Origin of the sequence: Shewanella sp. DNRA4 (assembly GCF_012843185.1) — a bacterium.
Taxonomy (GTDB): Bacteria; Pseudomonadota; Gammaproteobacteria; order Enterobacterales; family Shewanellaceae; genus Shewanella; species Shewanella xiamenensis.
The window spans coordinates 18,875-33,976 of sequence record NZ_JABAIP010000004.1 but is presented as its reverse complement, the minus strand read 5'-3'; the positions used below and the strand labels follow the sequence as shown (position 1 = coordinate 33,976).

Genomic DNA, 15,102 nt, shown 5'->3' with positions numbered 1-15,102 from the left:
CATTTTGATGACGAGGTAGGTTGGGTATGGCGCAAAGTGTTATGGCGTATTTGTGGCTAAGGTGTTTTAACGCTAATGTATTGGGAGATTGAAATAGGACTCGAATATGGCGTTAATCATCCCGCAAAAACTGGGCAAGCTATTGATCAAAAATGTATTGATACTCGCCTTGGGCAGCTTGGCTATCTTTCCTGCGCTAGCCGCTAAGGTCAGTTTTAAAGCCTTTTGCCCGCAAATGGTGGGGCAGTGGCAGGGCAATGCCGCTAAGGCAAGTGACACCCCTAGACAAGTGACGGTCAATGGATTTTGTTCCCACGATCAGCGGCAGTTGATCCTCTCCGTAAGTGTAGGAACGCACGCTCCCTACAGCGAGACATGGTGGTTTAGGGAGCAAGGCGAGCAAGTGCTGTTAACTTACTACGACGGTGTCTCGCAGGAAAAGCAGCAACTCTTTAGTTTATATCAACAAAATGGCGATTATTCCCTGCTGGGCGAGGGAGTTGTGAATGCGCGCGCCGCCTTAATCCAACTGTTATTCGAAGCTAAATCGCCCCAGGGCGCATGGCAGTGGATGCAAAATATCCAATATTTAGACGATGATATCGACCGCTATCAGCTCTTTCGTGGGATAGAGATGGCGCCTGTCGCACCAACTCATTAAGCTGACTAATTCATGCTCGACAATACGCAACTCACTTTGGGACAAAAGCGTGATAGATTTTTACTCTAGTCCATTAGTTTCGGATTAATATTTGTAAGGCAACTATTGAACGTTAGTATTAAAACCGATGAACAAGCCATCCTAAAGCGAATGCTCTTCTAAAACTCATTTTGTCAACACTTGCAGCAGACTGAGCAGCTCAAAGCAGTAGAAGTGATCACCCAGAAACAGCAGAAGTGATCAATTGTGCCAGTGCCACCAGCTGGCGGCGCTGCACTAAACTGCCCGCCCTGCTGGCAGACCGTGACCACTTCTACCGGCAACGGCTGCCCAGTCTGCTGGTCGAATTGCCCAATTGCAGACAAGAAAAAGCCCCATCTCCTTGGGGCTAACTTACAAAAGTGTTGTACCTGTTCTATCTCTTTTGGTTAAAAAGCTGCCATTTATTCCGTTCGCGGGCTTTTCTAGGACAAGCTATTCGTAAAGCTTACAAAATCCGAGAGGCCAAAATCTTTCCTTTCTTCAAGAAACTTCCTTCTTGTAGATATTTGAGCCTGAATATCCGAATGCCCCAAGAGTTTCGCAATGGCGACTGCTTTCTTCGCTCTAGTTGCATGAAAAGGGCAATGCTTCCATACATGCTTTTCATCGCTAGACAGCAGTTCATAAGCAGAATCCATAGCAGAATATTTCATCAAATATGGATTTCCAAACTCGTCAAAAGCTTCCAATATTGAATCAGCAACTGAAGGTATCTGCTCTTGAGAGGAAACATTCCAACGCTTCTGTTCCCCAATGGATAAATTACCAAGTTCAACACCAAGTGTACTAGTCGCTTCCTTTTCCTTTTGAGTCTGTAGGTTATTTTTAGCATTCACTAAATCCTCAACCACATTAAACCGAATAGACACACTTACTGTCACATCAAAATCATCAGCATGCTGAATAAAAGAGAGGTGTACTGCGACCCAACCGCCTTCGATTGGCCGGTAAAAGGACTGCTGTTTGGCCTTTTTCCCAAAGCCAAAAGCAGCCAACTTTTCGCCAACATTCAACAGTAGTTTTTTTTGTAATTCTTTATTACTCATAATGCTCTCAGCTACTTAATAACGCCGTTCAATAGTCTCAATAACCATGGTTTGACCTCTCAGCTCACCGGCATTTTTACCACAATAAATCCGGCTACCCAATATAAATCAATAACATAATGCACTTTATGTTTGCCTACAACTTGTCCGAGTTAAAATGGTTTAAATAGGAACAATCAACAATCGCGGGGACAGCATCTAAGACAATAAATTGCGCTAACTCCTTAAAAAATGGGGTATTTCAGACGAAATAAATTGGCCCATAGTGCTTGGGATGTGTTCTGGATGAGGCTTTTGAAGTGATATAAGCAGTTGTCAGTTACTGTTAAAGTGCTGGCAGCATTTAGCAAAATGCCGTCGTCGCTTTTCTAAGTGTTCGCAGTAATCGGTCAGTTCTTGCAAGGTGCCCACAGGACCGTAAAATAGCTTGCCAAATTCGGTTGTCAGCTTGAGCCAATTGTCATGGGGAATATTTAATCTGTTCAGTATCTTGGCGCTACTTTCGCTGATGCATCCACGTTTATCATTGCGAATGATTCGGCCGGTATCATCCACCAATTGAAGGTAATCCGTTAAGGAAAATGCAATGCCATTGGGTTGGTTGTCGCACTCATTACCAATAAAAGGTAGTAGATTGCTCGGCTGCTCACCTTTTAACGCCGCCCGAATGCGTAGTTGAATACTGGTATGGTCGGATTGTTCTGGTGTATCAGCCAGTTGTGCTCTAATAGGATTTAAATCCACATAAGTCATACAGGCTAACACGGCGGCTTCATCCAGTAAGGCCTGAGATTTAAACCGACCTTCCCAGAACCTGCCTGTGCAGTTATCTTCTTGATTTGCTTGCCTTGCAATCGGCTCATTCAAACAGCGCATAAACCATGAAATATCACACAAACGACTGCGATAAAGGGCGATTGAATGCTTTAATCTGCTGACCTCATGCGCTTCAACTAACTCACCTTTGGCGAACTTTTGCGTTAACTCATCGCCTTTAAACAACTTATGCCACTGCTCAAGCACTTCGCGGTCAGTCCAGCGATTGGCTGTCTCGATATCCACCCGCAGCACCAAATGCAGATGATTCGACATCACCGCAAATGCTGCCACATCAATAGCAAAAACAGCTTCAAGTTCAAATAATAATGACTCGACCCAAGCACGGCGATGGTCATAGTTTTTACCCGAGTAACTATCATCGCCACATAAAAAAGCCCGCCTAACAACGCGGCTACAGCAATGGTAATAGGGAGTGTCTTCAAGACTTATCTGAGTTCTGCGAGGGCGCGGCATTCAAACCTCCTTGTTCAATGCTTAACCAAAGCATAGTAGGAGGTTTACTACCACGCTATTAAAGCTGGGTGTCCAATTTTGGAAGTCGTCCAATTTCGGAAGTCGGGAAGCTCTCAGGGATGAGTTTATGGCGTGTCACTGGGGAAACAATGACAATTCATCCTACACACCTGACGACAAACTTATCTCGTTTTGGGGCATTAGCCTTTTAGTCAGATGAACAGTTCAGTGGTCGTAAAGATTGTCATTGTTGCGACTGTGACCGTTGGCGGCATGGATGCCGCCGTCGAGCCCTCAGGGATGAGTTTATGGCGTGTCACAGGGGAAACAATGGCAATGAATATAACGAAGTATACGATCAGTCGTTTTGCTTTGGGGCAAAAAGCTTTTAGCCAGATGAACAGTTCAATGGTCGTCAAAATTGTCACTGTTGCAACAGTGGCCGTTGGCGGCATGGCCGCTCTTTCACATCTGACCCATAGGGATATGGGAAATGCCTCAATGATGTTGGGAGCATCATTGGCCATGTGATCGCGGCATTTACACTTCCGTGTGTTGCAGATGCCGCCGTCGAGCCCTCAGGGATACTTCTTGTGAAATAAAAGGGTGGCGTGTCACAGGGGAAGCAATGACAATTCATACCGCATACCTAACTACCAAAGTTATCTGGCTTTCAGGCCGAATTGAGTTAAAAGCAATCTTTAAGGGCTGATTGCTGAATGACTTGGCTTAGTAATTGGAAAATTGGCTGGTTAAGTCCAGCCTAATTCAAATCAGCATTCCTAGGTATTAAATAGCGCCTTCAAACCCGAGCTGACGCCAGGCTTCGTAGCTGATAATCGCCACTGCATTGGAGAGGTTGAGGCTGCGACTGGTAGCCGCCATCGGAATACGTAATCGCTGCTCGGTTGGAATCGACTCGATAATTGGCATAGGTAGACCACGGGTTTCAGGGCCAAATAACAGCACGTCATCTTTGGCAAAACTGAGTTCAGTGTGAGGGCGACTGCCCTTAGTGGTGCAGGCCATAATGCGTTTACCTGCCATGGCTTCGAGGAAGGCATCGAAGTTTTTATGGCGAGTCACATTGGTTAAATCGGCATAGTCTAGGCCCGCGCGGCGCAGTTTTTTCTCTTCAAAATCAAACCCAAGCGGCTCAATTAAATGAAGTTGGCTGCCGTTGTTTGCGCAAAGGCGAATGATATTACCCGTGTTGGGTGCGATTTCTGGCTCATAGAGTGCGATATGGAACATGCTTGCCCGCCTATAAAAAATGACGCCCGATTATACGGCAAACAAGCCTTAAGCGCAGCTCCGCGTGCGCATATCTACAGCGGCATAAACGCCAGTCTATTTTTCTTTTTCCCTATTAACCTTATCTCTGCACTTGCCTGTTTTATTCTCTCAAAGTAATATATCTCAATATCAAGATACTTTTTAAGAAGTCATTATGCCGTTTGTGATTGCGTTACTCGCCCCGGTGTTTTGGGGGACCACCTATGCACTGGTAAGTCTTTACTTACAGGATATGTCGCCCTACTGGGTGGCGGTTTGGCGCGCGCTGCCTGCGGGCATATTGTTGCTGATGCTGCGACCACGTTTACCGACACTGGCATGGTCTAAATTAAGCTTGCTGGCATTTTGTAATATTGGCGCCTTCTTTGCGCTGCTGTTTATTGGCGCCTATCGGCTACCGGGTGCCGTCGCGGGCACGCTGGGGGCGACATTGCCATTAATCTTTTTGATCCTCGCTTGGCTGAACGATAAAAAACGCCCGGGGATGAAGTGGTTACTGCTCGGTTTGATGGGCCTCGCAGGAGTGATTTTATTGCTTAATCCTTCGGCGGATCTCGACCCGATTGGTGTCCTGTGTATGCTGAGCGCGACAACGTTGATTGCCTTTTCTTCCCGTTGGATGCAGCGCTGGGATGTGGGCGATTTTTTAGTGCTGACCGCTTGGCAATTACTCTTGGGGGGATTGATGTTGATCCCGCTGGCTTGGTTTATGGCGGGGCCGCCACAGATACCGAATATGGATGTGGTTCCCTCGTTAATCTGGTTGGCTACCGCCAATACCGCGGTGGCTTATTGGGCTTGGCTGTGGTCAATGCGAAATTTAGGGCCAGAAATCATGGGGATGGTGGCTTTAGTCAATCCCGTGGTTGCCGTATCATTAGGCGTATTGATTGTGGGTGAAGCCTTAGATATGCGCCAGTGGGCAGGGATTTTAGTGATTTTACTGTCGCTACTGCTGATGAAGTTGCCGCAAAACTTGAGGTGGAATCCCTTAAAAGCGAGGGGTTAAATGCTAAAACACTTAGACTTAAACTTACTGCCCGTACTGGAAATTCTCCTCGAGGAGCAGAGTGTCACGGCCGCAGCGGCACGGCTGCATTTAAGTCAGTCGGCTGTGAGTAAGCAATTGACTCGCCTGCGCGAAGTGTTTGATGACCCCTTATTCGAGCGCACCGCCTACGGGCTAAAGCCGACGCCCAAGGCGTTGTCGCTGGCGCCCGACTTACGCCAATGCTTACAGCAATTAGCGCAATTTACTCGGCCCGATAGTTTTGAGCCCGCCTTAAGCCAAAGACAATTTCGAATGCATCTGGTCGAAACCACCTATTCGCTGACCTTTCCACATTTTATGCCTTCGCTATTGGTGCAGGCGCCCGGTGTGAGCATCAATTGCCAAACCTGGCGGCTCGATACCATGGACAGATTGCTGCGTTGCGATATCGACTTGGCTATTGGCTGCCGCGAATGGGATGAACGTTCGCCCATGCATGTAAACCATATTCCGGACGATATCCATTATGTTGAATTGGTTCAGGATTACATAGTGTGTCTGATGCGCAGTGACCATCCTGCACTATCGCAGGAATGGAATCTCGATACCTTTTTAAGCTATCGCCAATTACAGGTCGCCTTTGGTGGCTTGGAATATTGGTTGTTAGACGATGTGCTGCAAATCCAAGGGCGTAAACGGGATATTGCGGTGAATATGACCGACTTCCAGAGTGCGCTGGCCCTGTGTGAGCAAAGCGATTTGATTCTCTGCGCTCCTTCCCGTTATGCCTTAGCGGTCATGAAGTCATTTGATCTTAAGTATTTACCTTCACCCATTAAGCTGATCCCCGGCGCTTACCTGCTGATGTGGCATAAGCATTTTGAACACGACCTTAGCCATAAATGGTTGCGAGAACTGATTATCGACAATGTCCGTGCCTCACTGCCTAACATCAGTGCTAAGCCAAGCCTGTAACTTGGGCAGAATCGTCTGACCATCCGCCAGCCCTTGGTGATATACGGCGGTCACTTTATCGATATTGCGGTCAAGTCGTGAGAGATTAAGTGGTGCAGCAGGGCGGACCACAAAGGTATGGCCGCTGGCAACACTCTGGGTGAGTTCCTCGAGGGAGTGGTTATAACGTTGGTGGCGTACTTTGAGCGCAGCGGCCACTGCTGGATATGTTTGATAACGCTTGCGAGCTAACCAATTGAACTTCATCGGCGATTTTCGATAGTTTGCGTCCTGAGTCAGGATCACCACCTGCCGCTTATAGCCCTCTTGCTGCGCCTTCGCTACCGGAATGGGCGCGGCGATACCGCCATCGAGGTAGGTTTGGTGGTTTATCCGATAGGGATTGGCCATAAAAGGCAGGCTAGAGGAGGCGATCAGCACGTCGAGCAATTTATCGTGCTCCTGAAAATCGGCCATGCCAAAGTAATCGGTTTGTCCTGTCTGGCAGTTAAACGCCCCGACTTTAAACTCGGTTCCGCTACCTAAAAAGGTTTTAAAATCAAAAGGCAGTAACTCATAGGCCATGCGCTTATAGGTAAAGTCGGTGTTGACATAATTGCCCGTGGTCAACCAGTGGCGTAGCCCCATATAGCGCTTATCCCGCAGATATTGCTGCTGAATTTGTAAATTACGGCCAAATTGGCGTGAAACATAAGAAGCGGGATAAATCGCCCCCGCCGATACACCTATCACATAGGGGAAGTGCAATTGTTGCTGCAAAAAGGCATCTAACACGCCGGCGGTATAAATTGCCCTCAGGCCGCCGCCCTCTAACACTAAGGCCACATCTTGCATTACGTTACTACTGCTTAATCAAATGGATAAAACAGCATACTCTAACTCACCTGATAAATGAAACGCATGCCTACGAGTGCTTAGGCGGGTATGGCTAATCTCGGTGTGCGCTCGCAGGCGCTGGACAGAGTTAGTGATGCTGGGCTTGGGTTAAAATCCATCTGGCTAAAATATTGGCTAAGGGCTGCGATGGCTTCTTTCACTTTGGCGGGCTGTTTATCCCGCGCCGAGGTCACGCTATAAACACTGTAGGTGCGTAGCGACCATTCGGGTAAAAGTGTTACCAGTTGGCCAGATGCAAGGTATTGATACACTTCGGGTTCTGGCAATACGGCATAGCCCAATCCATCGAGGGTGAGTTGGATCAGCGTCTGCATATTATTGACGTTGATGCGCTGGGCTGAGAGTTCGACTCGCTCTTGAGTCTGTGAATGGGTTAAAAACTCGGGCTTAGCATAGCTGTGGCTAATACGGTTGAACCCTTGTAACTCGTGAGGATGCTGTAGGCTATGATGCTGGGGAATATAGCTCGGAGCGGCGCACAGCAGCATGCGCCAATCTGCCAAGGGGCGAGCGATAAGGTTCGAATCCGACAGCGGGCCGATGCAAATTGCCAGATCGATTCCTTCATTAACTATATCAATTGGGCCGTCCTGCAATTGCAGATTGAGACTGATCTGTGGATGGGCTGCCAACAAGTGCGCTAATGGTTGGCTGAGTAAACCGCTGCCAAAGCCGACTGGGGCGGCAATTTTAAGCTCCCCCGAAGGCGTGCCCTTTAATGCATGCAGCTGTTGTTCGGCGCTTTCTACTATTTTTATGATTTTAATGCAGTTTTCATAGAATAACGTTCCCGCCTCTGTGAGTGTGAGGTGGCGGGTATTACGGTGAAACAGACTAATTCCCATATCCATTTCAAGCTTGGCGACTTGTTGGCTCACCGCCGATGAACTCAGATTAAGCTGTGTTGCCGCAGCGCTCATCGAGCCTTTTTCCGCGATGGCGGCAAACACGATCATGCCCTTGACCATATTTCTATTCATTCTTAAGCAACTCTTACAAGTGATTACTCAAAGTCTAACTTGAGCCGATTGTAACATAGGGATACATTGGCGTATTGAAAATTATTATCATTTACAAACGGTCAAGGGAGATTTGTTGGTTATGTTGTTACGTCGTAAAAAGATCCTCGCACAGCTAGTTTCTGCCGCATTATTGCTACCAGCCACTCAGGCTTTGGCGGATGCCGCACTCGATCAAGACAAGATGATGGAAAGAATTGTCGTCACCGCATCGGGCTTTGAGCAGCAAGTGCGTGACGCGCCGGCATCGATTAGCGTGATTACCCGTGAGGATCTCGATACTCGTTTTTACCGTGATTTAACCGACGCAATGTTAGAGGTGCCCGGCGTGGTGGTGACTGGTGGTGCCGACCGTCGGGACATTAGTCTGCGGGGCATGGGCAGCCAATACACGCTGATTTTAGTTGATGGTAAGCGTCAGTCTTCCCGCGAAACCCGCACCAACAGTGATGGTCCTGGTGTTGAAGGCGCTTGGACGCCGCCGCTCGCCGCAATCGATAGGATTGAAATTGTCCGCGGCCCCATGTCATCGCTTTATGGCTCTGACGCCATTGGTGGGGTGATCAACATCATTACCCGTAAAGTGCCCAATGAGTGGCAGGGGGAACTGCGCCTCGACACCACGCTGCAGGAAAAGTCGGCCTCGGGCAATGTGTATCAGGGCAACTTTTTTGTGAACGGTGGCTTGATTAAAGATCTGCTCGGCGTGCAGTTATACGGCCAATATACCCAGCGTGAAGAAGATAATATCTACGGTGGTTACCGAGGCCGTGATGCGGATAATCTCACCGCCAGATTTGCCCTTACGCCGAATCAAGACCATGACATCATGTTGGAAGTCGGTATCGCCAACCAAGAGTTGGATAGCACCTTAGGGAAAACCGTTGCGCCATTAGCGCCGGGGGCCAGTTGTGGCCGCAGTGGTTGCCCTGCATCGTCGACAACCGAGTATGAAAACAGCACGATTTCGCTATCTCACACCGGACGTTGGGACTTTGGCACCTCGGATACTTATATCAAGCACGAAGTGTACGATAACAAGTCCCGCAAGATGAAAATCAAGAATACCGATGCTCAAACCAGTGTGATCGCCACCCTAGGTGAAAGCCATACCGCCACCTTTGGTGCTGCTTTCAATTATCAAGATCTCACCGATGAAACTGGCAATCAGGTCAGTGACTTAACCGATATTAGTCGCCGTCAATGGTCGGTGTTCTCAGAGGATGAATGGCGTATTGTCGATAATTTTGCCTTAACCTTGGGCCTGCGTTTAGACGATGATGAAAACTTTGGTGACCACCTTAGTCCACGGATTTATGGTGTTTGGGGGCTGACCGAGCACACTACCTTAAAAGGCGGTGTGTCGACGGGCTTTCGGGCGCCGAGCCTAAGGCAAACCGTGCCAGATTGGGGGCAGGTGAGCCGAGGCGGCAATATGTATGGTAATCCGGATTTACAACCCGAAACCTCTGTGAACTATGAGTTAGGCATTTACACGGATTTGACCGATTCCATCACGGCCAGTGCTGGTGTGTTCTATAACGAGTTTGAGGACAAGATCACCCGTGTCGCTTGCCCTGCGACTCAATGTACTGATGGGCCGAATCAGTTTGGTTCCGACCCAACCACCTATGTGAATATCGATGAGGCAGTCACCCAAGGGGTTGAGCTGAGTATCGACTATAAAATCCTCAGCAACTTGGCGCTCACGGGTAACTACACTTATACCGATTCGGAGCAAAAAACGGGCGCTTACAAAGGGAGTCCATTGAACCAGCTACCTAAACATCTGGTGCAATTGTCGGTTAACTATGAGCCGATAGATAAGTTAAGCACTTGGCTGCGGGTTAACTATCGTGGTGAAGAGAGCCAACCAACCACAGGGCCTTCCTCAAGCAGTTTGATTGCGCCGTCCTATACGCTGTTAGATTTAGGGGCCAACTATCGCGTTAACGACAGCATTAAGTTCAGCGCAGGTATCTATAACGCCTTCGATAAAGAGATTACTCAAGATGAGTACGGCTATATTGAAGATGGTCGCCGTTACTGGTTAGGTATGACCTATAGTTTTTAGCCGCGCTTAAAATTAGTCGCTTAATACAAAAAGCCAGCTTTTAGCTGGCTTTTTCGATTATTCAAAATCCGGTTTACGGATAAATAGGATGCTGAGATCCTGCGTTGGCGTGAATTGTTTTTGCTGAAACTCAAAGGTGAGTGGATCGGTTTTTTTTAGTTCACCATCAAAACACAAACTGACGAGATCAGTCGGTTGGGATTTTTTCAGCGTCAGTTTAAAGTCCTTAATCGCTCCTTGCCAGTTATTGGCCGTGACCAAAATATAGCTAAGGTGGCTCCATTCCACGCCATATTCAACATCTTCGCCGTCTTGTTTAACGACGAGATTACGCTTCCGAATACCTTGCTTGGCGCTTTCATCTAAACAGGCAAGTTCAGTGTAAGTATCGATAATACTATTGGCAGTATCGGGGATGCCTGTTGAGAGGCTAGGCGTGTAACTGTGGCTGATGGAGACAGATTGGCCCGCGGGAAAGGTTTGCTGCCACACAAAGTAATCACTTAGGGTAAAGGCGATTTGTTGGTCCTCATCCAACCATTGACTGGGGAGCGCAGGTTTGCCCTTGGGGACTTTGCTATATTCGGCAAAATAGGCGACTTCCTCTACACCCCAGCCGAGTTTTTTAAGCTCGGCAGAAATATCGGTTTTATCGGCAAGTTGGGCGACGAGCCTGTGCTCGGTTGGCTGGGTTTTGCCATTCACTTTTAGGGTGAAGTTATCGATGCTGCTGTGATCGGCGGAGCCAAAAAACATCGGCGGCATAGGGAAGGCGATGGGGACGATAAGATCCTGCGAACTGGTGTTGGTAAACACATAATCGACCCTGATTTCGGCCTCGCTGATAAAGAGTGACTCTTTGTCCATACTGATATGCGGCTGATATTTAAGGGTGATTGAACCATTGGCATCACCAAAACTGCTGTCGTTGGCAAAAACCGATGTGCTAAATAACAACGCGGTTAGAGTGCAAGCTAAGATGCGTAAATAAGATGGCATAAATATCTCAACGAATTGGAAATCAAAAGATTATTGATGGCGTGCAAGTTCGATGGCTGCGGCAATAGCATTGCGTGCTTGCGGGCTGTTTTTCCAGCAAGTGGTGCGTAACATGCTAGCGACGAGGTTGGCGATATCCTCGACCTCATGCTCGGCCAACTGCGCAAGTGAGCTAATACCGATTTCTTCAAAGCGTTTAATGACAGTCGGGCCAACGCCCTTAACGGCGAGTAGTGCTTGTTTTTCTTGATCAGTAAAACCCATAACGAATACTCCTTTATTACTGGGTTGGTCACGAATGCGAATAAACCGAGGCAAGAGTAGCGCGAAATCACCTTAACAAAAAGGCCCATAAAGGGCCTTTAGTGGTTTTACTCTTGCTTACATATCGCAGGGTTTGAGCGGTTTACGCAATTGCGCGCGCACGTTATCCATGCCAGCGTAGAACTCTTTCATCATTAACAGACCCATCATCTTGCCGTTATCTGTGATGATCAGATTATCGGGATCGGTGGGGTCGTTCTTGATGGCGCCAATCAGCTTCATCGAGGTCATTTCCTTAAACAGGGCTGTGTCTAAGTTAACGCCAAAGGTTTCGCGGAAATATTTGCGCGACAGGCGACCGGAGAACATCCCCAGCAGGAATCGATATTGCATCACATCTTTTTTGTTGTAGTTCTTCTGTTGCTCGACGCCCATCTTGCCTGCGGCGATCCGCTCTTGGTATTTACGTAGCGAGAAGGTGTTAACGTATAAAGTGTCGTTCAAAAAGCTAAAGGAGCCTGAACCCACCCCTAAATACTCATCGTAGTCGATTACATATTCATCAAAACCTTCGTCATTTGCTTTACCAAATGCCCATGCAGATAACTGATTATATTGACCATTTAAGCTGTTTAAGATCTGGCGATATTGGTTGGCCATATCTGCTTGTGGTGCGGCGAGCTTGCCTTTAACACTCTTACGCGTTTGGTGCGTAATCATCAGTGGATAGGTGGTGATCTGTCTTGGGTCGAGGCGCGAGGCCATATCTAAGTCGTGCTGGATCACTTCATCGGTTTGACCGCGGAAGCCAAAAATCAGGTCGACGTTGATAATGGGGAACAGCTCTTTAGCCGCCATGATCTTGTCGAAGGTTTGTTGACCTGTGCCGAATTTTTCGAGGCGGTCGGTCATTTTTAAAATGTCATCGTTAAAGCTTTGTACGCCGATGGACATACGATCCACTAAGCCCTTGAGTTGCTTAAAGCCTGGGCTGTCTAAATGCTGTGGATCCGACTCGCAAGACACTTCTTTAATGCTTGGGAATAAGGTCTTGGCATGCTCAATCGTACGGGCGAGTTCGTCTTCTAATACTGTGGTGGTACCGCCGCCAATGTACATAGATTCAAAGTCATAGCCTAAGGCTTTGACCATCTCCATCTCTTTACGTAGGGAGATAAAGTAAGCGCGCGCCTTGTCTTCCTTAAACATAAAACGATGGAAGGTGCAGTAAGAACACAAGGTATGGCAGAAGGGCACATGGGCATAAAGCATGTACTTTTTGCCTTCGACTGGAGCGGGCATGATGTCGGCGGAGAGCGTATCAAGGCGAAGATTCTTATCGACATAATACTGCATGACTCGTTCCATCGAGCTGAGCATCCAGTTAGGGACGGTAATATTCGCTTGATAAGGCGTTGCGATCGCGCCGCTGAGCGTTTGAATAACTGAAGACATAACGATTCCTATCTGAGAGTGCTAACCGTAAACACCAAAATTGCTTTAGGTAATTCACGACCACCTAGCGCAATTAGACTACCTCGTATGGAGTAAATAAAACGTGAACTGGTTATAAGTTACGGTTTCCTAACAAGGAAATCACGGGCTTTTTGTTAAGCAGATCATGTTTTAGTAAACATAGATGCATATTTACTGAGGTTTTTGGCTCTTTGTTATTGAATTTGAGCGATTAACTTAAGAGCTCAATCGAAAGGCTGAAATGATTAAAAGTTGAGGTTCTTACTTGTGGACGCTTTGGCTTGTGCTGAGGGAGTCAGGCTGTCATTATCCCTGCTGACATTGCTCAATCTCCTCAAATCGCCTGAAATCTTGGAGGATCCCCATTGGTTAATATCAACCGCTTTTTTCCGCTATTTGCCTTACTCGGGGCGGGTACGGCGTATTTGATGCCAGCATGGTTTAGCGGATTAAAAACCATCATAGTGCCGTTGCTGGTGGTGATTATGTTATCCATGGGATTGACCTTAGATTTGCGGGATTTTGCCAATGCATTTAAGCAGAAACGCGCCGTTATCACAGGTTTAATCTTGCAATTTACCCTAATGCCCTTAAGTGCCTTAGCCATCAGTTTGCTATTAGGGCTCAATCGGGAGTTGACCATAGGCATGGTGCTGGTGGGGAGCGTGGCAGGTGGCACGGCATCGAACGTGATCTGCTATTTGGCCAAGGGCGATGTCGCCTTATCTATCACTATGACGGCGCTATCCACCTTAGCGGGTGTGGTGCTCACACCATTGATTATTGAGCTATTAATCGGCGAGATGGTCGCCATTCCTTTAATGGATATGCTAGTCAGCCTCGTTAAAATCGTGCTTATTCCTGTGACTGTGGGTGTGGTATTGAATCATTTCTTTAAACCGCAGGTGGCTAAACTTGCCCCCGCATTACCCATCATTTCCATCGTGGCGATTGTGCTGGCCATCAGCATTATTGTGGCCTTAAATGCGGGGCAATTTGCGCAGGTGGGGCCTGTGATTTTACTCGCGGTGTTTCTACATAATGGCTTAGGACTCGCCTTGGGTTATACCTGTTGCCGCTTGCTCGGCTTTAACCATACAGTGTGTAAAACCATTTCGATTGAGGTGGGGCTGCAAAACTCTGGTCTCGCGACCGCTCTGTGTATCAAGTTTTTTAGCCCACTCTCCGCCGTCCCCAGCGCGATTTTCTCAATTTGGCATAATCTCTCAGGCGCCATGCTGGCAGGATATTGGGCGAGCCGAGTACAGAAACAGGCAGATGTATTGAAATAATTCCTGTAATGGTAGCGCTCGATTTATGGATTGATAAGGCGAGAGTTACTGAGGGAAGATTTTTGCTCTGATTAGGGAAAACTTTGGTATCTATTGCGTTTAACCTCGGGACGAACAAGCAGAATATCAACTGCATTCAAAAAGATTTGTACCCGCGGAATAACCGTCCGACGCCAGTGTTGGTCATGAATTTACGACTGACTATTAGCTTCACGACTATCACTTCATTCAGTAAGCATGTGATCGAAACCCTTATCGCCAATACAGGACAAAAATATGGCCACTAGGCGCTTAATTGGACGTTATATAAATCCACCACGACACAGGTAGTAGGCTGATTGATATAAAGAAAGTTGCAATTCGAAATTGATGACTATTAGAGGGAGGAATTCCGACCATTAGTACTAACCAGCCTAATATGGATGCAATTCCTAAAAATAAATTGCTTATCGATAGTGATAGGTTGCCAATAATGATCCCCATGAACACTCCTATCGCTAGGTACATCAATTTTGCTTTTGAAATATCACCCATGGTTTCCGTGTTTCCGCTAATCCTCCTATTAGCAACTTAGAATATAGGCAGAAACAGAAGAACGCTATAGGGTGACTGCTTAAGTCTTTGTGGCCGAATATCTGTAGATATAAAGTTATTGTAACTGACTTATCTTATTAACACTTAAAGTGTTTTTCCTTTCAATACCTAATGTATTTGCGTTATATCACAAAGTGATTTGTTGAATGTAAATGATATCGATTATCAATTGCGGTTAAGGTT

General features: G+C 47.3%; 14 protein-coding genes. 6 read left to right on the top strand and 8 right to left on the bottom strand.

What is annotated here, in order from left to right:
* Positions 1-106: 106 nt before the first annotated feature.
* Positions 107-661: a hypothetical protein gene (locus tag HG547_RS05340; protein WP_169547217.1), complete on the top strand. Its 555-nt coding sequence runs from the start codon at positions 107-109 to the stop codon at positions 659-661.
* Positions 662-1,125: 464 nt separating this feature from the next.
* Here the strand turns inward: HG547_RS05340 and HG547_RS05335 are convergent, their stop codons facing one another.
* Both HG547_RS05335 and HG547_RS05330 read right to left on the bottom strand, forming a co-directional pair.
* Positions 1,126-1,749 carry a hypothetical protein gene (locus HG547_RS05335; RefSeq protein ID WP_169547216.1) on the bottom strand — a complete coding sequence of 208 codons (624 nt, stop codon included), beginning with the start codon at positions 1,747-1,749 and terminating at the stop codon, positions 1,126-1,128.
* Between the two features lie 315 nt (positions 1,750-2,064).
* Positions 2,065-3,042: a transposase gene (locus HG547_RS05330; RefSeq protein ID WP_169547215.1), complete on the bottom strand. Its 978-nt coding sequence runs from the start codon at positions 3,040-3,042 to the stop codon at positions 2,065-2,067.
* Positions 3,043-3,258: 216 nt separating this feature from the next.
* Between HG547_RS05330 and HG547_RS05325 the strand changes: the two genes are divergently transcribed.
* On the top strand, positions 3,259-3,573 hold the full coding sequence (locus HG547_RS05325) for a hypothetical protein (protein WP_211164560.1): 315 nt from the start codon (positions 3,259-3,261) through the stop codon (positions 3,571-3,573).
* A gap of 258 nt (positions 3,574-3,831) precedes the next feature.
* Here the strand turns inward: HG547_RS05325 and trmL are convergent, their stop codons facing one another.
* A complete protein-coding gene (gene trmL / locus HG547_RS05320) occupies positions 3,832-4,296 on the bottom strand; it encodes a tRNA (uridine(34)/cytosine(34)/5-carboxymethylaminomethyluridine(34)-2'-O)-methyltransferase TrmL (protein WP_011624457.1) in 465 nt (154 codons plus the stop codon).
* A gap of 196 nt (positions 4,297-4,492) precedes the next feature.
* Between trmL and HG547_RS05315 the strand changes: the two genes are divergently transcribed.
* Together HG547_RS05315 and HG547_RS05310 are read left to right on the top strand one after the other, a co-directional pair.
* Positions 4,493-5,347 (top strand): EamA family transporter, encoded by an 855-nt coding sequence (locus tag HG547_RS05315; protein ID WP_169547214.1) that lies wholly within the window; start codon positions 4,493-4,495, stop codon positions 5,345-5,347.
* A complete protein-coding gene (locus HG547_RS05310; protein WP_169547213.1) occupies positions 5,348-6,304 on the top strand; it encodes a LysR family transcriptional regulator in 957 nt (318 codons plus the stop codon).
* Here the strand turns inward: HG547_RS05310 and HG547_RS05305 are convergent.
* Positions 6,269-7,138, bottom strand: coding sequence for a patatin family protein (locus HG547_RS05305; RefSeq protein ID WP_169547212.1), 870 nt, complete (start codon positions 7,136-7,138; stop codon positions 6,269-6,271). The two genes, HG547_RS05310 and HG547_RS05305, sit on opposite strands and share 36 nt — an antisense overlap.
* Positions 7,139-7,218: 80 nt before the next feature.
* Entirely contained in the window at positions 7,219-8,181 is a 963-nt protein-coding gene (locus tag HG547_RS05300) for a LysR family transcriptional regulator (protein ID WP_169547211.1), read from the bottom strand.
* A 121-nt stretch (positions 8,182-8,302) separates the two neighbouring features.
* Between HG547_RS05300 and HG547_RS05295 the strand changes: the two genes are divergently transcribed.
* Positions 8,303-10,294 (top strand): ligand-gated channel protein, encoded by a 1,992-nt coding sequence (locus HG547_RS05295; RefSeq protein ID WP_169547210.1) that lies wholly within the window; start codon positions 8,303-8,305, stop codon positions 10,292-10,294.
* Between the two features lie 57 nt (positions 10,295-10,351).
* On the opposite strand, the gene HG547_RS05290 is transcribed toward HG547_RS05295, so the two are convergent.
* The 3 genes from HG547_RS05290 to HG547_RS05280 form a co-directional block, all read right to left on the bottom strand.
* A complete protein-coding gene (locus tag HG547_RS05290; protein WP_169547209.1) occupies positions 10,352-11,293 on the bottom strand; it encodes a DUF4424 domain-containing protein in 942 nt (313 codons plus the stop codon).
* A gap of 30 nt (positions 11,294-11,323) precedes the next feature.
* Positions 11,324-11,557 carry a hypothetical protein gene (locus HG547_RS05285; protein ID WP_037423496.1) on the bottom strand — a complete coding sequence of 78 codons (234 nt, stop codon included), beginning with the start codon at positions 11,555-11,557 and terminating at the stop codon, positions 11,324-11,326.
* 117 nt (positions 11,558-11,674) lie between these two features.
* A complete protein-coding gene (locus tag HG547_RS05280; RefSeq protein WP_037423493.1) occupies positions 11,675-13,012 on the bottom strand; it encodes a coproporphyrinogen III oxidase family protein in 1,338 nt (445 codons plus the stop codon).
* A 386-nt stretch (positions 13,013-13,398) separates the two neighbouring features.
* On the opposite strand from HG547_RS05280, the gene HG547_RS05275 reads away from it, so the two are divergent.
* Positions 13,399-14,325: a bile acid:sodium symporter family protein gene (locus HG547_RS05275; protein ID WP_169547208.1), complete on the top strand. Its 927-nt coding sequence runs from the start codon at positions 13,399-13,401 to the stop codon at positions 14,323-14,325.
* Positions 14,326-15,102 lie beyond the last annotated feature (777 nt).